The sequence below is a fragment of the Chryseobacterium sp. GW821-FHT04C04 genome (assembly GCF_059420365.1).
On the sequence record NZ_JBWKTO010000003.1, the window covers coordinates 485,416 to 509,842 of the forward strand.

Sequence of the window (24,427 nt, forward strand, 5' to 3'; positions counted from 1 at the left end):
ATCTATTATCATGAAGAAACACTATATATGGCTCCCTTTAATGGCGAGCTTGAATGCCTACGGACAGACAGAAAGTCAGAACGATTCTTTGCAGACAGATAAAATCTCAGAGATTAGCGGCATCGTAGTAAAGGGGAGTAAAGCCGTTTTCCAGCAAAAAGCTGATAAAATGATTTTTAATGTAGAGAATAGTGTATTATCAGATGGTACTACTGTTTTGGAATTGCTGGGCAAAACACCCGGGGTGGTAGTTTCGCAGGAAGGAGAACTCTCTTTACGGGGCAAAAAAGGAGTAAGTGTAATGATCAACGGAAAGCTCAGTTCGTTATCAGCAAAGGAGCTGGCCAACCTATTGCGTTCTACCAATTCCACACTGGTAAAAAATATTGAAATTATAGCCAACCCCTCCTCCAAATATGATGCTGCGGGAAATGCCGGCATCATTAATATTATACTGAAAAAGAGCTCATCACAAGGATTGAGTGGCAACTATTATCTGAACGGAGGAAGAGGCCGTAAAAGCAGAGTAAATACAGGATTAAGTCTAAACTATACTCATAACAAACTTTCTTTACACGGAGACTACAGTTATACTTTCCGTGGCGAGGAAGAAAGACGGGACTTCAGTCAGATTTTCTTCGATGAAAAACAACCTCAGCAAATGACTCGGAGAACCGATCAAAATTCAATAACCAATGAGCCCTTAACTTCTAATAACTTTAAATTCGGGGCTGATTATGCTTTGAGTGACAAAACAACTATTGGTGCTTTATTTGATGCTAAAATAGGGAGATATGAAGATTTTTCGAAAGGGGAAAACAGAATATTTCAGCCAATAGATAACCTGTTTGCTCATGTACTCTCAGATAATAAAAGCAAGGAAAACTGGTACGATTATACCTACAATTTAAAGGGTACTCATATCTTCAATGACAAGGATTATAAGGTGGATGTGGATCTGGAATATGAAACTTCACGTTTCTCTTCCCGTCAGAATCAGATTTCAGATGCGTTGGTGAATCTGGGAACAGAGAAATTCAACAACAGAAGAGGCAGTATTGCTTCCCGTCTGAAAGTCTTCAATGCTAAGGTAGATTTTACCCTGCCTTTTAGCGAAATGCATAGTCTGGAAACAGGGTTGAAATCTACTATAAAGTCTAATAACAATCCTTCGGAGTATTTTATACAGCAGGGTGATGAATGGATCAATGATGATAAAGCAAGTAATGAATATGCATACAAAGAGCAGATACATGCATTGTACGCCAACTACAAACTTAATCTGACGAAATGGACATTCCAGCTGGGGTTGAGAACGGAAATGACCCATACGGATATCAACCAGAAAACTTCCCAGGAACAGCGAAAAAGAAATTATACAAACCTTTTCCCGAGTGCATCCATCAAATACCAGATGAATGATCAGCATGGGTTTTATGCCTCGTACAGCAAAAGAATCAACAGACCAAGTCACTTCGACCTGAATCCCTTCCGTTTTTATGATGATCCTTTCAACTACTGGCAAGGAAACCCTAACCTGAATCCGGAATTTACACACGCAACAGAATTGGGATATACCTGGGGGAAATATATTATTGCATCGGCCTATTTTAGTGTTACAAACGATGTAATGACAGAAGTATACAACTATCAGCCGGACACAGGAATACTCGTAAAAACTCAGGACAACATAAATAAGTCTTATGTATATGGTGCCAACATTACCGCCACTACAAAGCTTTTCAAATGGTGGTCGCTGACCTCTATGCTGAATGTATTCAACAATGAATATAAGGGTAATTATCAGAATTACCCGGTCAACAGTTCACAACTGGCATTTACCCTAAACGCACAAAACAGCTTCACTATTGCAAAAGGAGTAAAAGCAGAGGCTAATGCACAGTATTTTTCAAAATCTAATATTGGTTTGTTTATCCGTGATGCTTATTTTGACCTGACACTAGGGGTTTCTAAAACCTTATTAAAAGATAAAGCAACCGTAAAAATTGCAGTAACGGATTTATTAAAGACCAATAATTACCGTGTAACAGGAAATAACTTCAGCTCTACCATCCGACAAAAATACAATCTGGACAGCCGGGTGGTAACGTTATCATTCAATTATAAGCTTTAATAAAGAACAAGTTATAGAAATAAAAGCTCTCAGTCGGCTTAAAATGGCTGCATATTTTCTGGTCATTGTAATGCAGCCTTGACAAGGTTTTTCTTTTAAACCAATGAACGGAAATCATTTAACAAAAAAGCGGTTCTCAAAAATTTTTGAGAACCGCTTTTTTGTTAAATAAATATGCTATAATTAGTCATATAACTTATCGAAACGGGCAAATCCGGAAATACTATTGGGAAGCTTCATTCCTTTAGTTATTTTATCAGTTTGCTGATCATAAATCCATACATAGTTACCTCCTTTATTGGTATTTACAGCAATGTATAATTTGTTATTCTGAACAAACATGCCTTGTTCATAAGGTTCATCTCCGGGCAGTTCGTCCAGAACCCGCACCAACTGCTTGGTTTCGATATCTACAATAGCATACCGACCATTGTAGCTGCCTCCTAATGCAGGATCACGGTACAGAACTACCATTTTATTATTCCCAATATACTCTATAACCGTTTCCAAAGACTTACCGCCAACAAGATTGGTAAGATTGATCTGATATCCTGCATCAGGCGTAGTTGCTCCTTTGAGAGCCCTGAAAAGGAAAATATCACTTGTTCCAGCTCCTGCACGTGGAAAACATGTATAATAAAAAGCTTCTTTATCTTTTGTAAAAGTTGTTTTGAAATAAGGAGAACCATTGGCTACTCCGGAACTTCGGTGATCCGTTATGGAATTTTTTACTTTGAAGGTGTTATAATCTATCACCGCAAAATTGTAATATTCAGGAGTGAGCCATTTACCATCGCGGAAGCTGTATTGCAAATAGATCTGTCCATCCATATAAGTCATAGCACCCAGCGAATAAAAATTATACGCATTTGGGAAAGGCTGAAATCCTTCGATCTCACCCTGACGGATAATACTAAGGTCGGCAGCATTGAAAACGGTATAGCGTATATGCTGACCATCACCTGTATCTCCTACAACAACCAAAGTATGATCATCTATCCAAACATAGCTGGCAATATCACTGATATAGGTATAAGGCACTTCTTTTACAGTCGTCAGCCTATCCTGTGTATATTTAAATTTTTTGAAGATACCCTGATCGGTTTTATAGTTGTAGATAAAGCCATTTTTTACAATGTAGGAGTAGGTTCCTTTGGAGTTAATTTCATCTCCTTCTTTGGTAATATCCATTTCACCTTTTGTAAGATCATTGGTCGCTGTCATGTAATGGACTGTATTGGGCCAGCTTCCGAGAGCGGAAAGTAAAAAATATTTATAGTCTTTTTCACCACTTTCAGAGTCACCGAAACCAGGTTCGCGTTCGCAGCTAAAAATGGTTAAACATGCAAGTATTAAAAGTATACTGTTTTTGAAATATTGTGTCATGATCTTTTTACTTAAGTAGGTATCTGAATTTTAAATAGAAAGCACGTCCCTGCTTCTGAAGTTTGAAGTTGTCATAGGCCAGTGCATCCCCAACGTTGCTTACATCGAACGCCAGATTATATCTTCCGTTCTTCATGGAATAACTTATACCTATATTGTGAAGGGTTTGTCTTGGAATAATCGGAATGTTGCGTGGATTTCCATAGGATTTCCAGTTTTTGTAGAACCACTCTGTCATCTGTAGTCCATAGTAAAGCTCTATCCTGCTGTCTTTCTGAAACCAGTCGTCTTTACCCACGCTTACATTTACATTTCCAAATAACCAAGGCTGGTTGGGAACATCTTTTTTGTAAGTTGCCGAAACGACATCTTCACTATTATTGGCAAATTTTGTATTGTCATAAGCTTTGTTGTAGCTCACATTCATTAAAACGTTCAGGAGCCTTTTGTATTGGTAACTTATTTCTCCTTCAAGCCCTCGTGTAAAGATATTAGATAGGTTTTCATATTTGAAAGTACTGTTATACAAATTGGGAACGGTATAAATGAAATCCTTTGTATCACGAATATATCCCGCCCCTTCTATACGGAAAGCATGCTGCCCCCAATGATGGCCATAGTACAACCCTACGTTTACATTATTACTGGTTTCGGGCTTCAGATTCATATTACTGGTTACAGCAACTCCGTCTCCGAAAATTTCCTGTGGTTCTACCAAACGATAAGAACGTTCAAAGGATCCTTTTATTCCCAATCCTTTTGTAATTTTCACGGTGGTAGCAAAGCCATAGCCCCAGCTGCTAAAATGATCCTTTGCCGGATTATCGGTTCTAGTCACCGGATCAAAAACCATTTTCTGAAGTCCTACCTGGTAATATTTAGCAAAGAAAATATTAGTCCAATGCTTATTAAAAAATTCCTGTTGATAAGCCATAGACAAGATCTGTTTGGTCATCTTCGCCGGAGGTACATTCTTTTTTTCCTCTTCAAGTTGATTGAATGTAGTATTCTTAAGGTAATCAAGTACATAATTGAAGATAAGCTTGTGATGCTCAACGATTTTGTAAGTAGCTCCTACCTGTGAGTAAAGACGGTCTTCATGCTGCATGATGATCGTTCTTCCTCCTTTTTCACTTGTAGCAGAAGGTTCAAAAGTGTTATCCCAGCTGTATTTACGCATAAGGGTATCTGTTGCTTTCTGAACGCTTTTTGAGAAACCTGCATACACATTCACATCCAGATGATCATTGAACAGACCTGTTTTTTTATACTTCATAAAGTAATTATGAGCCTGTCCGTTTTGCTTTACCCCACCATATACTACTTCCTGATTAGAACCGGTCTGGATCTGTTTATCAAAAACGGATTGTGACATTCCTACAAAGAAAGAATCTGCCCAGCTTTTGTTTTCTACTCCTACCTCAGCCATCCCAAAAACAGATTGATATCTGTTATTAAAACGTTTCAGGTCTTTTAGCTCATATTCGTTTTTAGCTGCATTCCAGATTTTCATATCTTTCATCAGATAGTCGTTATCCGAATGGTTATAAAAACTGTTGATACGCAGGATAATTCCGGTTTTATCATCTTTAAACTGTCCATTCAGATTGATACGTTGTGTATTAAAAGAACCAAGACTTATACTTGCATCCAGGTAATTTTTGCTGCTTGACGGCGTAATAATATTGACCGCTCCCCCCATTGCATCTGTACTTAAATGGATCGGAACAACCCCTTTATAGATCTCTACACGGTCTGCCATATTTACAGGTAACGTACTCAGATCCACTCCTTTTCCAAGCATTTCCAAAGGAACACCATCGATAAAGAATTTCACCGCTTTACCGGACATTCCGTTGATAGAGAAATTATAATCGGAACCTATACCTCCCTGTTGACGGACTTTAATCCCTGTGGTTCTGTTCAGGACCTGGTTAAGATCTGCTGTGGTATTGGCCAATTTGGCAACATCTATAGCATTAACAGTAAAAGCACCGTCTTGCAGTGCTTTTACTTTACCTTTGCCGTGTACTACAACTTCTTGCACAGCCGCATGATCATCAGCTAACTGAATAATTACCGGAGATACTTTGCTACCGAAGTTTATTTTCTTTTTAAGTTTTCTGTAGCCATCCAGGCTGAAGACTAATGTAGCTTCTCCTTTCTTGTAACTGATCTTGAAATTTCCGTTTTGATCGGTTTTTGTATTTATTTTTGTGTTTTCAACAAAAATGTTTACTCCACTTAATCCCTGCATTGCGTGATTCTGTACAGCTCCCTGAACAGTAAAATCAGCATCCTGTGCTTTAATGAGGGAAATTGTAAGGGTAAAAATGAGAAAGATAAAAATACGCTGATACAATTTCATTATTTATAATTATTATAAATAGCAAAATTAAAGGTTCACAAGTAAACTCCCAAGGGAAAGCGGACTTTATTTTTAATTGTTCTAATTATACTCAACAATTATTTATATATAACTTTCCGTTAAAATCGTAACAAGCTCACATTCAGGTGTCAATATAAAAACATCGCAATACACTATTTTGTCCGTATGAAAAAAGTCATATGAAGAACAACAAGACATAGCACTATAGAATATTCATTCTATAGATCTAAAATAAAGAAGCAGCTTGTTTCCTATGCTTCTATCAATTTCAATGGAGGTAAAATACCGGGAACTCTTTTAGCCAGCATCGTTTTTCCGCTTTCGGGAGACTACTATATGGATAAGATTGAGATGATCCCGGAATAAAAAAAATCGGTACAAATAAATTTGTACCGACCCAACCATTATTAAAACTAACGAAAAGATTCTTTATCTGAATGCTGCATAAAAAAATGTAAGTCAGGAAGACGGATGCCAGAAAGAGGGGGGTCCTTTTGGGGTAATTATGACCGTCTTAGATTAACAAGGATGAACTTTATCTATTGAGCGTAAAGTACCAGAATAAAAATACTTTAGTCCTTCTTCAATACAAGGAACATCCCTCCTCTGACACCCATTCTTCCTTCCCACAATCAATCTTTAAACATCTTCAGATTCTATAATCCTATTTCTTTATAAATCTATTTTTGTATTCACTTCCATCTGCACTTTTGGAAATAATGATATAATTTCCGGGTACCAGCTGGCTCACATCAATCGCCTGATTATATCGGTGGTCATTTTTCTTCAGAACAAGTTTTCCGGACATGTCTATAATGGTAACTTCCTTATAAACCTTATCTGATTCTTTCCCAATATAAAGGTGCTGCGCGGTAGGATTCGGATAGATTTTCAAATTGTTATCTTTAATTTTCGTCTCTCCTGTTCCCAGATTGCTGCAGAATTCCCAGTTTCCAAAATTCACCTCCACAAAAGCGAAGGGGTCTAACATCTGACATTGATCCGGGCAGTATTCTGTACAGGCATAAAATCCATATTTCCCTGAAGTTGTTGCCACATAGGTGTCTCCTATTACGCCAGGGATAATGCAGGGATCTCCCGCAACCGGAGGATTACTGCCTGGGACACATCTGAACCAGGTATGCTTGCCATATACTAGAGGAAAGATGTTGTCAAACTGTACAGAAGCACCGTTGCATACATTCACTGTTCCTCCATTTTCTTCATACGTTCCGGGAGTATAAGTGGTCATCATAGCCGGAAGACCATATACAAAACCATCTGCCATTGCTGTGGAACTTTCTGCTGTACAATCTCCCTCTGTAACCACTACTTTAAAATAATTCAGCTGATCATTCCCATTGATGGTTAGCTGTTGTGAGGTAGCCCCCGGAATCAGCACCCAAGGGTTGTTATTGGGCGTCTGCCAGGTCCATTCCTGTTTATACCATTGGTAACTTGCGTAAGTCTGTGTAGTGGAAAGTATCTCATCTTCCGTATCACAGAATAAAATCGTTCCAGGGTATTTTTGCCCTAATCTCGGACTTGTAAGTGTAGGGGTACATTGTGCTTTTACATTCAAAATAGTGAATAATAAAACCACTAAAAAAATTAGCTTTGTTTTCATATATAGATTATTAAGTTTGGTGTTATAATAAATCCTCTACATTTAATCCAGCAGCACTCTGATCCCGAATTTCATATTAAAATGAAGCGGTTTCTCTTTATAAATTGTATTGGGAGCTTCTTCTTCCTTAAAATGATATCCTATTCCCGGTTCTGCATAAATTCCAACTTTATCAATGATCTTCAGCTGAAATCCTACTGCTGTATTGACAGAAAATTGCAAGGGTTTGTGATCCAGATGTTCCTTCGAGGATTCTTTTATTTCATTATCGACAACATAAGTCGTTGTAATGCTTCCTGATACAGGTTTTTCTACGAGTGCTCCTCCTGTAACATATCCTGTAAATCTTCCTTTCTGAATAACATTGTAGTTGACCTGAACAGGAATTCCTATATAATGAACAGTCTGGTCTCCTTTTATATAGTTGTTATCACTCCCCGAATGCAGCTCAGAAGCCAGTTTCGTATAATTCAAACCTGTCCCTATTCCCCATCTTTTCCCCAAGTTATAGTAAAGGGATAATCCGAATGTTACAGGTACTTTATGCCTGATTCTCGCTTCTACCGGCTGACTCTGATTTGCCAGGAATATTGCTGTCAGAGGATCATCATTATATTCAGCCGCACTCCACAACTGCTCAACATTCATTGCTTTTCCCGTCATCGAAGCATACCCCGGAAACTGTTGTTCTGCAGAGTTGGAAGCAACATTTCCTGTAAGCATGCTCAGCATCCACGACTTTTTATCACGGGATTTTCCAGTATTACGCTTTGTGTTTTCAGCATATACTTCCTTTGATTTGTCCTGTTTAAAAAGAACTTCATCAGAAGTCTGCTCTTTTGCAGTGTCTTTTACTGTATCATCAACAGAAGGTACTTTCTGAGCAATTCTGCTTTCCTTCTGAAAAGACTCCGATGCTGGAGGAAGTGTGAAAATATTCTGGATTTTTTGATTATTTTCCACTTGATTTTCCGCTCCGCTCTCAGCATACCTTTGCGCTGCAATATTCTCCGGAGACCCCTTTTTTACTATATTGTCAGCTAAAAAAGTTTCTGATCCTGATTTCACTTCATTGCTTGAAATACTCTCAGTTTCTATAGGTTTTAAAGAATTTCCTTCTTTTCCTTTCTCCACATCTTCCGGTTTCTGAGACAAGGTTTTCTTTGTATCTGTATCATTCTGTGGTAGTATTTTCGTCAATAAAAACAACAATGCAATAGCAGCAGCAATACCTCCTATACGATATAATAAAGATTTTCGTCCTGCACCGGCTATCTTTTCTTTTTTCTTCGCACCCCCTTCATGAATTTCTGGAATAAACCCGGGAATGCTGTTCTTTTCTTCCCCGGAGAATAATTCATCTTTGATGTCATCCCACAACCCTTCCGGAACGTCCTCTTCATGGTCATCCATTCTGCTTCGCAGGTTATTTAGCCACTCGTTATTCATATTGTGCTTTTTTTGACATTTTAAATTCTTTTATTTTCTGAACAAGCAGTCCTTTTGCACGGTGAAACTGAGATGCAGAAGAGTTTTCTGCAATTCCCAGCAGTCCGGCAATCTCTTTATGGCTTTTTTTCTCAAACACATACAGGTTAAAAACGGTTCTGTACCCTTCGGGAAGAGCTTTGATCATCATCATAATATCATCACGCGGAATCTCTTCAAAATCCGGTTCTTCTTCATTAGGAATGTCCGGAAGATCATCTACTTCAACAGCAGATTTAAAATCGCCTTTCTGTTTTATATGCTTCAAAGATTCATTGATGGTGATACGGGTCATCCAGGCTTTTAAAGAACCACTTCCCCTGTATTCAAAAGATTCTATTGAGCGGAACATTTTGATAAAACTGTTTTGGAGTACATCATGAACATCTTCTTTCTCCGCAACATAACGAGAACATACATAGGTCAGATTTCTGGAATAAGCTCCAAAAAGCTCTTTCCAGGCAGCTTCCTCCTTCTTCAGGAGATGCTTTACCAAAATCTGTTCTTTACTTTCTTCCATATATGCTTCCGCCGTATCCAGTGGATGTTATAAAACTGTCAAGCAAAAATAGATTGCATCTTATTAATAAAGTGCAATCCATTGATGATAATATCTATTAATTAATTTTTTATACAGAAAGGAAAATTATAATCAATAACCTCATATGGCGTAATCAATGTACCATCTACGGTAATCTTTTCTGCTGTGACGGCAAACCTCAGCGATTGATCCAATCCTACATAATATCCTTTTTGCTTAGAGACCAATTCTACAACCGTCTTTTTATTAACACCATCTACAGGAATCTGAAGTTCCAAAGCTTTTGGCGTTAAAGTCAGCTCAATGACATTATTCGCCGTATTGATTACTGCTGCATATTTTAGATCATACTTCACTTTTGCCATTGCTTTTAATGCAGCTTCTGCTTTTACCGGGTTTTTCACTACTGTTTTTACAATTTCCTCTATTGGAAATTCAGCAAATGAGATGGTATCTTTTTTTACTTTAAATTCTTTTATGCCTTCTCTTTTACTATTTCCCTGTACAATAACCAGCTTTCCTTTGTAGTTGCCTTTTAAATTCTCCAGTTTTACAGGAGGGATGTCCGGTCCGTCGTTATTATTGCATGAGGATAGAGTAAATCCTATTAAAACCATTAAAACTGTTATAAAAAATCGGGGTACTGTCAATTTTTTCATTGCATTACTTTTTCGTTAAACATTAATTATTTTCGAGTACTCATCTATATAAATCTCCCTTTCTAAAAATCTTGCATGATTTTTAGAAAAAAAAGATAAATTTTTCATAACCATTTGATTTTATGGAGATAAAAATTCATCACTCCTCTGCAAATTTCGGACCTGATGTAAAAATTTTATTTTATTTACCCTCAGAAATAACAAAAAAGGAAGCTACATCACATAGCTTCCTTTTATTATTCATCATTTACATTTTACTGTACTCCTCCGCCAAGTGCTCTATAGAGGTCTACCTCAGCATTTAATCTTTCCAAAGTTACATTAATGGCTTCAAGATCATTCTGAAGTTTATTGTTCTGGGCTGTGATCACTTCAAGATAGGTGGCCATACCGCTTTTATACAGCTTAAGCGCATCATTGATTCCTTTGTCCAGAATGGCTGTTCTCTGGTCTAAAAGCTGAAGCCTTTCCGAAGAACCTTTAGACTTCGCCATCGCATCGGATACTTCTCCCACAGCAGTCATTACAGATTGTTTAAAATTGATGGCTGCTTTTTCCTGTTCAATCAAAGCTGTTTCGTAAGCTGTGCTCAGCTGTTTTTTCTGAAAAATAGGAGCCGCTAAATTCGCAGCGATTGCTTTGGTAATAGATCCTGGAATATCAAACCACGAGCTGAATTTATTGGAATTCACTCCTATCTGCGGGCTCAGACTGATACTTGGATACATTGCGGCTTTTGCCAACCCAGTTTTAGAATTTAAACTGATTACGTTAAATTCTGCCACTTTCAGATCGGGTCTCCGGCTCAGCAGTTGTGCCGGTAATCCTTCTGACAGTTTATTTTCAGGAATCATTGTTTTCAGATTTCCTTCCCTTTCTATCTGGGTTGGATATCCTCCGCAAAGAATACTCAAAGCATTTTCCTGGATAGAAATATTCTGTTTCGCCAAAGGAATTAGCAGTTCAGCTGTTTTCTTTTGTGCCTCTGACTGCTGAATAGCCAATGAATTAATCTGTCCTGCCTTAAACTGAAGATTCATCATTCTAAGAGTATTATCACTCAATTCAATATTCTGTTCAGCGATTTTCAGCTGTTCATCCAGACTGATAAGATTGTAATAGGCCTGAGCCACCTGAACTACAATTCTGCTTTTGATGGCATTTAAGTTTTCTTTTTGCCCAAAGTATTCTGCAGCAGCAGACTCTTTCTGCATTTTAGCTTTTCCCCAGATGTCTACTTCCCAGGAAAGTCTCAACGCAGCACTAAAATCATCTATATATTTTGTCCCTACAAACTGTTCGTTAAGAGAGCCGTTAAGCGTATTGGGAGAAGCCCAGCTTCTGTTGGCACCCGCAGTGAAATCCAGCGTTGGCATCAATCCCAGCTTGGCTTGCTTATAAATCAGATCCAGCTGTTCTATATTTTTCAACGCTACATTTACTTCGTTATTTCTGGAAAGGGCCTTATCTATTAATCCTATCAGTTTAGGATCTTTGAAAAAGGTCTTCCACGGCAGAACCACCGTATCTCCCGTTACCTGTACAGATTCTTTGTATGTTTCGGGAACCTGAAGATCTGTTCTTGTATATTTTTTCCCTACGGCACAAGACATCAGCAATGATGCCATTGCGCCTGAAATAAGGAAATTCTTTATATTAAATATTCTCATTTGTCAATTGATTTTCTGTCGTATGATACTTCTTTTTGGCAGAGAATTTCTCATCCAGATACTGAAAGAACATGTAGAGTACAGGAATTACAAAAACTCCTAAAACCACTCCACTCAGCATTCCCATTGCCGCACTCGTACTGATGGATTTGTTTCCTGAAGCCATCCCTCCTGTAGAAATCATCAGCGGAATCATCCCCACAATAAAGGCCAGCGAGGTCATGATGATCGGACGCAACCTTGCCTTTGCCCCTTCCAGTGCAGAATCCAGAATAGAAAGTCCTGATTTTCTCCTTTGAATGGCAAATTCGACAATAAGGATGGCATTTTTGGCCAAGAGACCAATAAGCATGATCAATCCTACCTGTACATAGATATTATTATCCAGTCCAATTGCTTTTATTCCTAAGAAAGCGCCTACAATACCCGTCGGAATGGAAAGCATTACTGCCAGAGGAAGAATATAACTTTCATATTGTGCTGCCAGCAGCAGGTATACGAAAAGCAAACATAAACCAAAGATGGCAATCGTCTGATTTCCTGCAGATTTCTCTTCCAAACTCAATCCAGTCCACTCGTAGCTGTAGTCAGAAGGTAATTTGCTTAATGTCTGCTCCAGCTTACCCATCAATTCTCCGTTACTGACTCCTGGTTTTGGAGACACATTGATATTTAATGAGTTGTAAAGATTATAACGCTGAACCGATTCCGGACCGTAGACTTTTTTCAAAGTGATCAGCGTATTCACCGGCACCATATCTCCTTTTTCATTCTTTACGAAAATATCATTGAACGCCTGTTCATCCATTCTGAAAACCCCGTCCGCTTTAATATTGACTCTGTAGAACTTTCCGAATCTTGAGAAATTCTGAGACTGGTCTCCTGAGAAATAGGTCTGAACGGTTCCTAACAGGTTTGAAATACTTACTCCAAGCTGTTTTGCTTTGTCTTCATTCACCTCAAGCTCCATCTGAGGGTAGTCTGCTCTGAACATCGTATAGGCGAATCCCACTTCCGGAACCTTCATCAGCTGACCGATCAGTTCGTCTGCTTTGGCTTTAAGAACCTGAGGGTCTCTACCCATACGGTCCTGAAGTACAATTTCGGCATCATTCGTCATTCCATATCCTTCTACCGGAGGCATTCTGAAGGTCATTACACTCCCTTCCTTGATAACACCCAGCTTTTCATTGGCCATATCTACAACCGCCTGGATATCCTGAACTTCACCTCTTTCTTTTTTGGGTTTCAGCTTAACAAATCCCATCGCGTAAGCCGGTCCTGCACTGTTACTAAGAAGGTTGTATCCTGTAATGGATGTATTTTCCTTCACTGCGTCTACCCCTTTTAAGATTTCATTGATTTTATTAGAAACCTCTGTCGTTTTTGTCAACGCTGTTCCCGGAGGCATACTTAAGGTATACATGAAGAATCCATCATCTTCCATCGGCACAAAGCTTTTAGGTGTGCTTGACATCAGCCATCCTGCAACACCTATAATGGCAACCACCAATCCTCCTGCAATCCATTTTCGCCCGATTAAAAAACGAACGCCTTTCGCATAGCGGTTGGTCATATTATTGAACCCGGCATTGAATGCTACCGCAAATCTTTGCCCGAATCCTTTCGGTTTTTTACCTTCTCCTGCGTGGTTGTTTTTCAAAAACACAGCACATAAAGCCGGAGTTAAAGTCAATGCGTTAACTGCTGAAATAATAATTGCGATGGCCAATGTATAGGCAAACTGCTTATAGAATAATCCTGCTGAGCCGGACATAAACCCAATTGGAATAAATACCGCTGACATCACCAATGTAATGGAAATAACCGCTCCTGTGATCTCACTCATCGCTTTGTGGGTAGCCTCTCTTCCTGAAAGATCTGTTCCCTCCATATTACTATGAACAGCTTCCACGACTACAATGGCATCATCCACTACAATACCGATCGCCAGTACAAGGGCAAAAAGCGTCAGTACATTGATGGTAAATCCTAAGACCAAAAGGAAGAAGAAGGTACCAATAATGGCTACCGGAACCGCCACTGCCGGAATAATGGTAGATCTAAAATCCTGTAAAAAGATAAATACTACAATAAATACCAGAATAAATGCTTCGATCAAAGTAGATTTCACTTGTCCTGTCGCTTCATCCAATCTTTCTTTGGTACTCATTACCTTCGTATATTTAATACCCGGAGGGAACGATTTTGATAATTGGTCAAGGGCTTTGTTTACCCCTATTTCAATCTGATTCGCATTGGATCCTGTGGTTTGCATGATCGCTACCGTCACCGCATTTTTCCCATTGGAAAGGTTATCTCCAGTGTTCGAAATAGCCCCGAATTCTACGCGGGCCACATCTTTAAGTCTGATTACCTGACTTCCGGTATTTTTAACAATGATATTCTCATATTGTTCCGGCTTGTTCTTTTTCCCTTTATATCTGATGACATATTCCAGGGCTGCATCTGACTCTTCTCCCAATTTACCCGGAGCAGATTCCAAACTGTGGTCTGCAATTGCTCTGGAAACATCAGCCGGTTCAAGTCCGTAGGAAGACATTTTCTGAGGATTAAGCCATATTCTCATGGAATAATCTTTCAATCCAAAAACCATGGCCTGCCCTACTCCTTTTACCCTTTTGACCTGTGGAATAAGATTAATGTTCGCGTAGTTCTGAAGGAATGTTTCATCATATTGTTTATTATCTTCAGTATAAATATTGAAAATCAATACCATACTATTCTGCTGCTTGGATGTGGTAAGTCCCATTCTAACTACCTCCTGTGGAAGTATCGGCGTGGCCTGCTGTACTCTGTTCTGTACATTTACGGCTGCCTGATCGGCATTCACCCCTTGTTTGAATATAATGGAGATAGAAAATGTACCGTCATTACTTGCGGTAGACTTCATGTATTCCATGTCTTCCACTCCATTGATCTGTTCTTCCAGCGGAGTTACCACGGAACGGATGACCGTCTCACTGTTCCCTCCCGGATAAGATCCTGAAACAGTGATTGTAGGCGGAGAAATATCTGGAAATCTGGTTACCGCCAGCTGGTTTAATCCTATAATCCCTAAAATAACAATGATAAGGGATATTACTGTCGCCAGTACCGGACGGTCTATTATCTTTTTTAACATTTTTGAATTTTCTATGAAGGGTTATACAACTATTTCAAAGGAACTGTTTGGGCAGCAACCTGTGCACCATCTGTAAGAGCATCAATCCTGTTGATGGCAATCTTATCTCCCGCATTCACTCCTTCTTTCACAAAGTAATCCTGAGATGTACTTCCTGAAATGGTAATCTGGGTCATTTTCACTTTGTCTTTACCGGTCAGTTTATAGACAAAGAACCGGTCCTGAATGTCTTTCACGGATCCTTTTGGAATCTTGATCACTCCGTTCAGTGCATTATGAATCATTATTCTTGCTGTTCCCCCCGCTCTCAATAATTTATCCGGGTTTTGGAAAACAGCTTTCATCTGAATACTTCCGGTATTTTTGTCGAAGTTTCCACTGGCATTTTCCAATTTTCCTTTAAGAGAATAGGTGGAACCATCTGCAAGGATAAGCTCTACATCTTCCGCTGTATTTCCTGAAGTTGCCGCTTTGCTGTGTGCAATAAAATCTGCCTCATTCATCGAGAAATAAACATTGACACTGTTTATGCTTGAAAGTGTTGTCAACGGAGATGCATCCGACGGACTGATGAGATTTCCTACTCTATTTGGAATTCTTCCTATATATCCGCTAACGGGCGCCTTGATATACGTAAAGTTGGCATTGATTTTTGATGATCCTAAAGAAGACTGTGCCTGAGCTACCTGTGCTAATGCTGCTTTGTAACTTGCCTGAGCTGTTTTCAGCTGCATATCAGAAACTACTTTTCCTTCTACCAACGGTTTTAGTTTTTCAACTTCAAGTCTTGCTGTTTCCTGGGCTGCCAACGCTGACTTCAGAACTGCTTCATTGGTATTTACCTGCTCATTGTACACTGATGGATTTATTCTGAAAAGGGTCTGTCCTTTACTTACATACTGTCCTTCTTTGATATATACTGCCTCCAGATAACCTGTCACCTGTGCCTTAATATCTACATTGTCCTGCCCCTCTATACTTCCAGGGTATCCCGTAGATACATCTGCATTTCCGGATTTCACCTGAATAAAATCTGTTGGAAACGCCTGCTGCATCTGCTGCGCTTTTTCCTGGCCATTCCCAGAACCACACGAGTATAATACCGCTGCAGCTGTAAGTGAAAGTACCAGATATCCTTTTCTGTAATTCATAACATTGGTTTTTAAATTTTACAGCAGCAAAATAACTTCATCTTATAGTGATATTCTTTCAGAAATTGGGTGAAGTGTCGTTAATCGCAGGTGAAGCGTATCATATTAAAAATGAAAAGAAAACATGCATTTCTCCTTATAAAACCTATAAAAAAACAGCATTTTTGGTTGAAAACAAGATAAAACCAATGAAAACAAATTATTGAATCATAGTGAACATAAAAATGAAACAAAAAAGTTGCCTTACATATAAGACAACCTTTTTATAAGATTAATAATCCATCCAGGATTTGAAAATGGAGGCTTTTTCTCTGCTTACAATCACTTCCATATCGGGTTGCTTTCTGAGTTCCAGCTTCAGCTTTCCATTAAAATGGTTGAAAATTTGTTTTACAGAATCAATGTGAATGATAAACTGCCTGTTGGCGCGGAAAAAGAATTTCGGGTCTAACTGTTTTTCCAGCTCTTCCAGAGTTTGGGGAAGATTTTCCACCACTCCGGTAGTGAGCATGGCTTTACTGATACCCAATTCAGTATAAAAGTATAAGATATCTTCCGCCAACACGGTTTTATATCCGTCCCGGTGAGTAATCAGAAAGCGTTTCCTGTAATCTTTGGGCTGGATATAATTCAGCAAGCCTTCAATAGCGGACCCCACCACCGGAACAGCTTCCATAAAGGTTTCATAGCGTTTTAAAGCGGCATCCAGTTCGTCTTCTTCAATGGGCTTCAGAAGGTAATCTACACTGTTGTATTTGAATGCCTGTACTGCATATTCATCGTATGCTGTGGTAAATATGACGGCACTTTTAATTTTATGTTTATTAAATATTTCAAAGCTGAGTCCGTCTGCCAGACGTACATCCATCATAATGACATCCGGAACGACATTATTCTCCAGCCAATGTACTGTTGAGGTAATAGAATCTTCTACTGAGAGAATCTCGATATGGGGTCTCAGCTTCAGCAATAGTCTTTTTAATCTGTCTGCATTGGGTCTTTCGTCCTCAACTATTAAAATTTTATTAATCTTCATATCAATGGAAGTTTTACAAAGAATTTATCTTCAGTTTTTTCAATAACCGGCTTTGGATATCCTAAGATTTCATACCGTGCAATGATATTGGTAAGCCCTACTCCAGAGGAATCCGGTTTATTGATCAAAGGCAGGAATGTATTGGATACGACCAGCTCTCCTTCGGGATTAGTATAAACCTCTATTTCCAAAGGATTGGCCTTTGATGTCTGATTATGCTTAATGGCGTTTTCAACCAGCAGCTGTAAAGACAATGGAAGGGTGTACATCGGCTTGTATTTTTCCTGGACATCTATTTTAAAAACCACCCCTTCACCAATTCTTTTTTCAATCAGAAAGATATAGGATTCTAAAAATTTCAGTTCCTCTTCTACTGCAATAATGTCTTTTTTGGAGTTGACCAACAGATATCGGTATACTCTTGCAAAGTTTTCTGAATACTCATAGCCTAGCTGCTGATCTTCCAGAATAAGCTCAGACAATACGCTTAAATTATTGAAAATAAAATGGGGATCTATCTGCAGTTTAAGAGCCTGAAGTTCTGCTGCCATAGCAGCCTGCTTATGTTTGGATGCCCTCAGTTTATGCTGGGCGGCTTCTACTGCTGTCTTTTTCCAGTTTTCAAGTAAATAATCCACAGTATTAAATGCGCTGATAATCAATGATATTACAATATTAGTTGCAATCCACTGTCCCAGGAGTGTATATTCTTTGCGGGAATCCATCTCAGGTAATGTCACTGAAGTACAGTCTACAATGGCGTTAATAATAATCACAATCATAACACTTCCCACGATCTGCAGTAAACATTGAATAAGCAGTCGTTTTATGGTTCTGTCTCTCCAGGGAAGCAGTTTATTAAGGGTCCTGTCTATAAATATACTGACCTCTGAAATAATGATGGAAAAAAAGATGATCCATGTGGCATCTTCCAGGATCATTTGCAGCGGAGCTTCCAGATATCCTTTCCAAACGGGATCAAATGGATCAATAAGATAGGAAAAGACACAGAAAGTGACCACTGCTACCGCCCAGATCACGAGCCTTCTCTTCATGGTAGAAAGAACCTTCTTATTCCGTACTATATTTTTCCTAAGGGTAGAAATCCTATTCATATCCGGGATTTTATGAATGTAAATATAGAAATAGATTTTATATGAGTATCCTCTATTTTGAACGAGACCGCCAAAACCGTCTTTGAAACGTAAAATAGAAGACTTAAAATGAAGGTTAACGTTTCATCACCTGAAAAAGACATTTCATCATCATTTTATGCAACATCACATTATTTTTATCATAAGACCTCAACAGTCTATCCTAGTTTTGCAGTATTAAATCCGGTACAATGAAAACAATAATTGTCTGCACAGATTTTTCCCCTGAAGCTGAAAATGCTACTCATTATGCAGCTTCTATGGCTAAAGAAAATAAATACAGAATCGTACTGTTTAATCTACAGACTATTTCTATTCATGCTTTGAATGCTCAGGCTTCAGCAGATTTTTTCTATTCCCAGACTTTTAAAAATCAGAAAAAGCTTGAAGATAAAGCCATTGAACTTAAGACGCTATACACTATAGAGACTGAACATCACCTGGCTTCTGGTAATTTCATTGAAGAACTGGAAAACTGTATACAAGTCCACGGGGGTGATTTTATTGTTATGGGAATGGCAGAAAAGACCCTTGAACAAAGGCTTTTGGGCAATAGTGTAACAAGGGCTATCCATAGAATACAAAAACCAATATTAATTGTTCCCGCTCATATAGAATACACGGGAATCAGGAAAATTCTCTTTGCCTACGACAATCATAAAAATATGACCTGGTCTGCGATGAATGACATTTATTATTTCATTAATGAATTTAATGCTGAAGTAGAGGTATTCAACGTAAGTGAAAGACTGGAAGATTTTGCTGAGGTGATCCATGATATCGACCTGAATTCGGGACATGATCTGGATGATATTAAATACAGCTTTAAAATGATTCAGTCCATTGAGGTGATCAAGGCTATTGAAGACGAAATCAGATTGACGAATCCAGATCTTTTGACCATGTTTCCCTATAAATACAACCTTGTGGAAGCTCTTTTCCATCGAAGCAAAACAGCTATTATGGCTTATAAAAATAAAATACCATTGCTATCAATTCCCCTAAACGTAGATTAAGATCAATAAAAATCTGTACACATTTGAATTATCCTTTTTTGCCTTTGAAGGCTAAATTTTACACTTAATCTTGTTTAACAGGACCGGAAATCTTTTTCCGGTCCTGTTTTTATTTTAACTTCATGTAATTTGAAACTATACCATCAGAGCCATTAACGCCTCGTAGTAATTTTCTAATAAACGGTGATCTCCATTTAGAAATAAGTAAGGTTCTATGAGCTCCAATTCCATTAATTGAAATGAATTGTTGATTAAAACACCATCTACTCTTGCATACAGTGTCACTTGTGGCAGGCTTTTCAAATAGGAACCCGCCTGTTCTATGTGTAAGGGATCCGGAACAGGATAACTGATACTTCCTCCATGATAATGCTGCACTCTGAAATCTCCTTTTTTAGGCGTTTTTAGTGAACAATGGCTATATTTTCCATTGAAAAACAGGAAAGACCATTCTCCGTTTTTAATCTCATCTACAAATGGCTGTACCATATAATCCTGCTCTTTCAAAAGGGTTTCAATTTCCACAGAACGTTCATTGAAATTATCTTTGCTTACCGTGATTGTATTTTGTGCTCCTGCACTTACGCAGGGTTTTACAACCAGCTTATCAGTATTGAAATACGCAAAGAAACGGTTATCAAATCCGGAACCTTTTTCAATATATTCGGCAGGGATAACAGGAAGTTGTTTTTCTGCAAGATCTTTCAGATAATGTTTATCACTGTTCCATTGAATGATCTCAACAGGGTTTAATACTTTTACCCCTAATTTTTCAAGATTGTCCAGCCAGTTCACGAATTCATGTAAGTGATTGTGGTAATCCCAGGGAGATTTGATGACAACGACATCGAAACTCCTCCAATCAACATTTCTATCATTCCAGATGGTAGGAACAACATCTAAGCCTTTATGTGTTAAAAAATTAATCAGTTCTGTATCTTCATCATTGGCCACTCCCTGCGAGAATCTTTCTTCTTTTTTATAGCCTACTATTGTGATTTTCATGCTTCTGTTTTTGAGTTTTATTTCACCCTCAATTTCGGGAAACCTTAAGGATAAACTCAGACACAGATTTTTCTATTTTGAGGGGTACAATTGGGATTTTTTCTGATAAGGAAAACAAATTGACAATTCATATCCATCTGAATATCAAAAAGTCGTAAATTTATTAAAGGATAAAAAACAGTGTTTTCCCTCTTTTTTATAGTTATCCCGTTCGCTAATTTTGTTCAATAAAATTAAAAACCATAAAAATGAAAACTTCCTTTTTTACTAAAATCTTAAGTCCGCTTTGTGCAGCATTTGTTATCGCTTTTTGTTTACTAAGCTGTACCCGCTGCTCCGAACCTCCTAAAGAACCCGTTAGCAACAGTTATAAAAAGAAACTGATCAGCTATCGTGAAGGCTGGGTTCTTTTTGATGAATACACGAGAACCAATCATGAAGCTCTCACCAAATACAGGAATGGTGAGCCCGATTCCCGATGGTACTGGTTTTCGCTGGAAGATATGGAAGGATATATTAAATACGTAAAAGAAAACGCCAAAAAACAGAATTTAAAAAATCCGGGAATCAGGATTTACATGGGAAAATATCCTTTGAATCATCCTAAAAACAGAATGGCAAAACCTGAATATGCAGGCTATCAAACCATATTTCTGGCCCCTACTGCACAAAAGAAAAAAAGAGACAATGCCATGTCGAGATCCGCAACATCCGCGACATCTGAGGAAAATACAGATGTTCCTTCAATAGAGTCTATGAATATGACCAATCTGGCTCCGCCGCCAAAAACGTTGTCTGGAACAATGCCATAAAAAAAATAAAACTATGAACTGGAATATTGAAATAGGAAAACAGATATCTATGGTCATATCTATTATAGTCATGATTTTAATGATTATAAAATATAGAAAAACCGGAAAGGAAAATTTGTTTTTTATCATCGGATATCTGTTGTTTTCCCTGATTGATATTTTCTGTTATTTCTACTATGACCTGACAAGTCTGCCTACGGATATATTCTATGTCATTGGTTTTTTGATGGTCGTATTTTTTTTATACTTACTGTATTATTACCATTTGTTGTATGTTCCGCTGCTCAAAAAGATACAGATGCTTATTCTGGTGCTTTTTGTCCTCAATATTGCGGTAATGTTTTACACAGAAGATGATCTGCTTCATCATTTTTCTTTTAATATGCTGTATGTAGATATTCTTCTGCTGCTATTTTCAATTATTTTGTTCCTGTACCAAACCTTTAATTCAGATAAAATACTAGAAATCAAAAATTACTTACCCTTCTGGATTTCAGTGGCTTTACTGATCTTTTTTATCGGAAGTATTCCTATTCTCTTTTTCAGGACTACGGTTTCGGAGAGTATTTATTTCTTCATTTTATTTATGTTGAATTTGATCAGCAACAGCATCCTTATATTGGGTTTAATTGGGAACAAACAAGACAGAAACAGATAAATGCTTCTTAGATATGGAAGAGAATAACTTGGTCATCATCTTTACCATTACTTTATTCATCGTTGTTCTTACAATGATCTTCATTTATGCTGTTTTTATCAAGAAAAAAACAACGCTGCTGATAGAGCAAAAGGAAAAAGATCTGCGGTTTGAAAAAGAACTGGCCACTTCTCAGGTGGAAATGAAGGAACAGACCCTCAATTATATCGGGCAGGAATTGCATGATGATCTTGGACAAAAACTTTCTGTGGTCAGGTTGCGGCAAAATCAACTGATTACGAAGCTAAAAAATACAGAAAAAGAAGACCTGATGGAGCTGAATGACCTTTTAGGCGAATGTATACAGGATATCAGAAACTTGTCTAAAACATTGATTACCGAACAAATCATTCATTTCGGACTGGCAGAATCCATAGAAAGAGAGGTTCAAAGGATCAAAAAACTGAAATTATTAAAAATAGAATTCTTCACTCAGAAACAGGACATTGATATTTCTCCGAAACATGGGCTGATCCTCTTCAGAATTATCCAGGAAAGTATCAATAACGTTTTGAAACATTCAAAAGCCAAAAATGTTTCTATACAAATGGAAGATGATTGTGAAAAATTACACATTAGTATCTCAGACAATGGAAAAGGCTTTGATACAAGCAATATTCAGGACGGTTCAGGATTGAAAAACATGAAATTGAGGGCCAGGCTTATCCATGCTGAACTGTCTATACAATCTGAACTGAACAAAGGAACACAAACTTTGATAACCTATCACAAAAATTTATTATGAAAACCATTCCCATAGCCATCGTGGATGATCATACTTTAATCTCCAAAGCATTGGAAAATATGATCTCAGAAAATCCTCAATATAGGGTGATCATGAATCATCCTAACGGAGAAGATTTTATTGCTGGCATAGAAAAAGCGTCCGAATTGCCGGATGTCGTATTGATGGATGTCAATATGCCTTATAAAAACGGCATAGAAACTACAGAATGGCTTAGTGAACACTATCCTGACATCAGGGTCATTGCTTTGACAATGGATGATGATGAAAAAACATTGATTAAAATGCTAAAGGCAGGAGCTAAAGGATACTTACTCAAAGACATGCAGCCCTCTATCCTCTTTCAGGCGATCGACACTGTTTTTGAAAAAGGGAGCTTTTATACTGATTTTGTGGCCCAGAAACTTCTGAAAGTAAAAACAGAAGAAATAAAAACCGCCTCTTTACTTTCGGAACTGAAAGACCGGGAGAAAGAGTTTATAAGATGGGCGTGCAGTGAACTTACCTATAAAGAAATAGCAGACAAGATGTGCCTCAGTCCCAAAACAATTGATGGCTACAGAGATTCCGTTTTTGTAAAACTGGATATAAAAAACAGAGCCGGTCTGGTGCTCTTTGCTTTAAAACACGATCTGTGTTGATAGAATATTTCAATATTCTGATCTTATTGTATCTCATAAAACAAACATCCTTACATCTTACTTATCCATCCGGCAGCTTTTCAAGCTGCCGGATTTTTGATGACATAACATACTCATACAGAATCAAAAAGGGGCTTTTACCTTTCTCAAAATACGGTTTTATCCTCTGTTTTTGTTCTGTAGAATGACGGAATTTTGTCATAGAAAAACAAAGGAAGGCAGAACCCGAAAAGCCGAAACAGAGTAGGGATTATTTTAAAACTAATACAATGAAAAAAGCACTCATCGTAGGAATCAATGATTATGCACCTATCGGATACGGAGGACCAGATCTTAATGGCTGCGTAAATGACGCGAGGGATATGGCCAACACATTGGTGATCTGTGGTTTTAGTCCGGCAAAGATTAAAATCCTGACCAATCAAAATGCCACAAGAGCGAATATATTAAACTATCTGAAATCGATCATCAGTACCAGTGTAAAAGGAGATTCTCTTGTTTTTTATTATTCAGGACACGGAACCCGAGTGGCTAATATCGGGTCAGATCTGGAACTGGATGGTCTGGATGAAGCTATTTGTCCGCACGACTATGCTAATAATGGGGTCATTCGTGATGATGATTTTAAAACCGTTCTCAGCAAGCTAAAACCAGGAGTCAATATGGAAGTCATCTTCGACTGCTGTTATTCCGGAACAGGAACGAGAAAAATGGATCTGGGACTGGAAGCAGACCTCCTTAATGAAACTGCCCGTTATATTCCTCCAATGCTTGAGGATGAATTTTATCTGACCTATGCCAGTGAAATGGAATCTTCTAAAAGTTCAAAAAAATCAACTGTTCTGACTAAAGCATTAATCCCTGTTGCCGGAATGAATCACACGCTATGGGCTGCCGCGAAAGACAATCAGGTATCTATGGAAGGAAATATCAGCGGGCAGATACGAGGGTATTTCACGTATCACTTCTGCAAAATATTGCGTGCGACCAATGGAAATATCGTCCGAAAAACACTTGATAAACAGGTTGCTATCGCATTAGCTGCGATGGGAGCCGCTCAGATCAACCAAACGGAAAGCATCACTGCAGAATTTTCACAAAAAATATTCACTTAATCATACAACCATTACC

19 protein-coding genes and 1 pseudogene are annotated in these 24,427 nt (G+C 38.1%); 7 read left to right on the forward strand and 13 right to left on the reverse strand.

All coding sequences use genetic code 11. The annotated features are described in order from the left end of the window. The first annotated feature begins 10 nt into the window (after positions 1–10). A complete protein-coding gene (locus AC07UM_RS12025; protein ID WP_494683287.1) occupies positions 11–2,134 on the forward strand; it encodes a TonB-dependent receptor domain-containing protein in 2,124 nt (707 codons plus the stop codon). A 183-nt stretch (positions 2,135–2,317) separates the two neighbouring features. On the opposite strand, the gene AC07UM_RS12030 is transcribed toward AC07UM_RS12025, so the two are convergent. From AC07UM_RS12030 to AC07UM_RS12085, 12 genes and pseudogenes are all read right to left on the reverse strand, one after another. Beyond that, positions 2,318–3,520: a DUF4374 domain-containing protein gene (locus AC07UM_RS12030; protein ID WP_494683286.1), complete on the reverse strand. Its 1,203-nt coding sequence runs from the start codon at positions 3,518–3,520 to the stop codon at positions 2,318–2,320. A 7-nt stretch (positions 3,521–3,527) separates the two neighbouring features. After that, the gene (locus AC07UM_RS12035) at positions 3,528–5,888 is read right to left on the reverse strand and encodes a TonB-dependent receptor (protein WP_494683285.1); all 2,361 of its coding nucleotides are present in this window, start codon (positions 5,886–5,888) and stop codon (positions 3,528–3,530) included. Positions 5,889–6,160: 272 nt separating this feature from the next. Then, positions 6,161–6,229 (reverse strand): annotated as a pseudogene (locus tag AC07UM_RS12040) (ATP-binding protein); the annotation flags it as partial. 344 nt (positions 6,230–6,573) lie between these two features. Then, positions 6,574–7,536 carry a T9SS type A sorting domain-containing protein gene (locus tag AC07UM_RS12045; protein ID WP_494683284.1) on the reverse strand — a complete coding sequence of 321 codons (963 nt, stop codon included), beginning with the start codon at positions 7,534–7,536 and terminating at the stop codon, positions 6,574–6,576. Between the two features lie 42 nt (positions 7,537–7,578). After that, positions 7,579–8,985 (reverse strand): porin family protein, encoded by a 1,407-nt coding sequence (locus AC07UM_RS12050; RefSeq protein ID WP_494683283.1) that lies wholly within the window; start codon positions 8,983–8,985, stop codon positions 7,579–7,581. Beyond that, positions 8,978–9,544, reverse strand: coding sequence for an RNA polymerase sigma factor (locus tag AC07UM_RS12055; protein WP_494683282.1), 567 nt, complete (start codon positions 9,542–9,544; stop codon positions 8,978–8,980). Before AC07UM_RS12055 ends, AC07UM_RS12050 begins: the two co-directional genes overlap by 8 nt. A gap of 101 nt (positions 9,545–9,645) precedes the next feature. Further along, positions 9,646–10,224 carry a DUF4840 domain-containing protein gene (locus tag AC07UM_RS12060; RefSeq protein ID WP_494683281.1) on the reverse strand — a complete coding sequence of 193 codons (579 nt, stop codon included), beginning with the start codon at positions 10,222–10,224 and terminating at the stop codon, positions 9,646–9,648. Between the two features lie 254 nt (positions 10,225–10,478). Continuing rightward, positions 10,479–11,894: an efflux transporter outer membrane subunit gene (locus AC07UM_RS12065; RefSeq protein WP_494683280.1), complete on the reverse strand. Its 1,416-nt coding sequence runs from the start codon at positions 11,892–11,894 to the stop codon at positions 10,479–10,481. Further along, on the reverse strand, positions 11,881–15,039 hold the full coding sequence (locus AC07UM_RS12070; protein WP_494683279.1) for an efflux RND transporter permease subunit: 3,159 nt from the start codon (positions 15,037–15,039) through the stop codon (positions 11,881–11,883). Before AC07UM_RS12070 ends, AC07UM_RS12065 begins: the two co-directional genes overlap by 14 nt. 29 nt (positions 15,040–15,068) lie before the next feature. Then, entirely contained in the window at positions 15,069–16,190 is a 1,122-nt protein-coding gene (locus AC07UM_RS12075) for an efflux RND transporter periplasmic adaptor subunit (protein ID WP_494683278.1), read from the reverse strand. A gap of 271 nt (positions 16,191–16,461) precedes the next feature. Then, positions 16,462–17,226, reverse strand: a complete 765-nt coding sequence (locus AC07UM_RS12080) for a LytR/AlgR family response regulator transcription factor (protein WP_494683277.1) — start codon at positions 17,224–17,226, stop codon at positions 16,462–16,464. Beyond that, positions 17,223–18,341, reverse strand: a complete 1,119-nt coding sequence (locus AC07UM_RS12085; RefSeq protein WP_494683276.1) for a sensor histidine kinase — start codon at positions 18,339–18,341, stop codon at positions 17,223–17,225. Before AC07UM_RS12085 ends, AC07UM_RS12080 begins: the two co-directional genes overlap by 4 nt. A 230-nt stretch (positions 18,342–18,571) precedes the next feature. Here AC07UM_RS12085 and AC07UM_RS12090 point away from each other — a divergent pair, with 230 nt between their 5' ends. Then, entirely contained in the window at positions 18,572–19,396 is an 825-nt protein-coding gene (locus AC07UM_RS12090; RefSeq protein ID WP_494683275.1) for a universal stress protein, read from the forward strand. A gap of 135 nt (positions 19,397–19,531) precedes the next feature. Here the strand turns inward: AC07UM_RS12090 and AC07UM_RS12095 are convergent, their stop codons facing one another. Beyond that, entirely contained in the window at positions 19,532–20,401 is an 870-nt protein-coding gene (locus AC07UM_RS12095; protein ID WP_494683274.1) for an ATP-grasp domain-containing protein, read from the reverse strand. Positions 20,402–20,649: 248 nt separating this feature from the next. Here AC07UM_RS12095 and AC07UM_RS12100 point away from each other — a divergent pair, with 248 nt between their 5' ends. The 5 genes from AC07UM_RS12100 (at position 20,650) to AC07UM_RS12120 (ending at position 24,411) form a co-directional block, all read left to right on the forward strand. Next, a complete protein-coding gene (locus AC07UM_RS12100) occupies positions 20,650–21,213 on the forward strand; it encodes a hypothetical protein (protein ID WP_494683273.1) in 564 nt (187 codons plus the stop codon). A gap of 13 nt (positions 21,214–21,226) precedes the next feature. Next, complete coding sequence (locus tag AC07UM_RS12105; protein ID WP_494683272.1) at positions 21,227–21,871, forward strand: hypothetical protein; 645 nt, start codon at positions 21,227–21,229, stop codon at positions 21,869–21,871. A 13-nt stretch (positions 21,872–21,884) separates the two neighbouring features. Next, a complete protein-coding gene (locus tag AC07UM_RS12110) occupies positions 21,885–22,655 on the forward strand; it encodes a sensor histidine kinase (RefSeq protein WP_494683271.1) in 771 nt (256 codons plus the stop codon). Then, positions 22,652–23,296, forward strand: a complete 645-nt coding sequence (locus tag AC07UM_RS12115) for a response regulator transcription factor (protein WP_494683270.1) — start codon at positions 22,652–22,654, stop codon at positions 23,294–23,296. Before AC07UM_RS12110 ends, AC07UM_RS12115 begins: the two co-directional genes overlap by 4 nt. Before the next feature lie 269 nt (positions 23,297–23,565). Then, on the forward strand, positions 23,566–24,411 hold the full coding sequence (locus AC07UM_RS12120) for a caspase family protein (RefSeq protein ID WP_494683269.1): 846 nt from the start codon (positions 23,566–23,568) through the stop codon (positions 24,409–24,411). Positions 24,412–24,427: the final 16 nt, after the last annotated feature.

What these genes read in the sequence shown, in the direction of transcription:
- AC07UM_RS12065 (WP_494683280.1), bottom strand. Translation starts at nt 11,894, where the DNA reads ATGAGAATATTTAATATAAAGAATTTCCTTATTTCAGGCGCAATGGCA.
- AC07UM_RS12090 (WP_494683275.1), top strand. Translation starts at nt 18,572, where the DNA reads ATGAAAACAATAATTGTCTGCACAGATTTTTCCCCTGAAGCTGAAAAT.
- AC07UM_RS12025 (WP_494683287.1), top strand. Translation starts at nt 11, where the DNA reads ATGAAGAAACACTATATATGGCTCCCTTTAATGGCGAGCTTGAATGCC.
- AC07UM_RS12030 (WP_494683286.1), bottom strand. Translation starts at nt 3,520, where the DNA reads ATGACACAATATTTCAAAAACAGTATACTTTTAATACTTGCATGTTTA.
- AC07UM_RS12050 (WP_494683283.1), bottom strand. Translation starts at nt 8,985, where the DNA reads ATGAATAACGAGTGGCTAAATAACCTGCGAAGCAGAATGGATGACCAT.
- AC07UM_RS12080 (WP_494683277.1), bottom strand. Translation starts at nt 17,226, where the DNA reads ATGAAGATTAATAAAATTTTAATAGTTGAGGACGAAAGACCCAATGCA.
- AC07UM_RS12035 (WP_494683285.1), bottom strand. Translation starts at nt 5,888, where the DNA reads ATGAAATTGTATCAGCGTATTTTTATCTTTCTCATTTTTACCCTTACA.
- AC07UM_RS12055 (WP_494683282.1), bottom strand. Translation starts at nt 9,544, where the DNA reads ATGGAAGAAAGTAAAGAACAGATTTTGGTAAAGCATCTCCTGAAGAAG.
- AC07UM_RS12045 (WP_494683284.1), bottom strand. Translation starts at nt 7,536, where the DNA reads ATGAAAACAAAGCTAATTTTTTTAGTGGTTTTATTATTCACTATTTTG.
- AC07UM_RS12085 (WP_494683276.1), bottom strand. Translation starts at nt 18,341, where the DNA reads ATGAATAGGATTTCTACCCTTAGGAAAAATATAGTACGGAATAAGAAG.
- AC07UM_RS12060 (WP_494683281.1), bottom strand. Translation starts at nt 10,224, where the DNA reads ATGAAAAAATTGACAGTACCCCGATTTTTTATAACAGTTTTAATGGTT.
- AC07UM_RS12100 (WP_494683273.1), top strand. Translation starts at nt 20,650, where the DNA reads ATGAAAACTTCCTTTTTTACTAAAATCTTAAGTCCGCTTTGTGCAGCA.
- AC07UM_RS12120 (WP_494683269.1), top strand. Translation starts at nt 23,566, where the DNA reads ATGAAAAAAGCACTCATCGTAGGAATCAATGATTATGCACCTATCGGA.
- AC07UM_RS12110 (WP_494683271.1), top strand. Translation starts at nt 21,885, where the DNA reads ATGGAAGAGAATAACTTGGTCATCATCTTTACCATTACTTTATTCATC.
- AC07UM_RS12105 (WP_494683272.1), top strand. Translation starts at nt 21,227, where the DNA reads ATGAACTGGAATATTGAAATAGGAAAACAGATATCTATGGTCATATCT.
- AC07UM_RS12075 (WP_494683278.1), bottom strand. Translation starts at nt 16,190, where the DNA reads ATGAATTACAGAAAAGGATATCTGGTACTTTCACTTACAGCTGCAGCG.
- AC07UM_RS12115 (WP_494683270.1), top strand. Translation starts at nt 22,652, where the DNA reads ATGAAAACCATTCCCATAGCCATCGTGGATGATCATACTTTAATCTCC.
- AC07UM_RS12070 (WP_494683279.1), bottom strand. Translation starts at nt 15,039, where the DNA reads ATGTTAAAAAAGATAATAGACCGTCCGGTACTGGCGACAGTAATATCC.
- AC07UM_RS12095 (WP_494683274.1), bottom strand. Translation starts at nt 20,401, where the DNA reads ATGAAAATCACAATAGTAGGCTATAAAAAAGAAGAAAGATTCTCGCAG.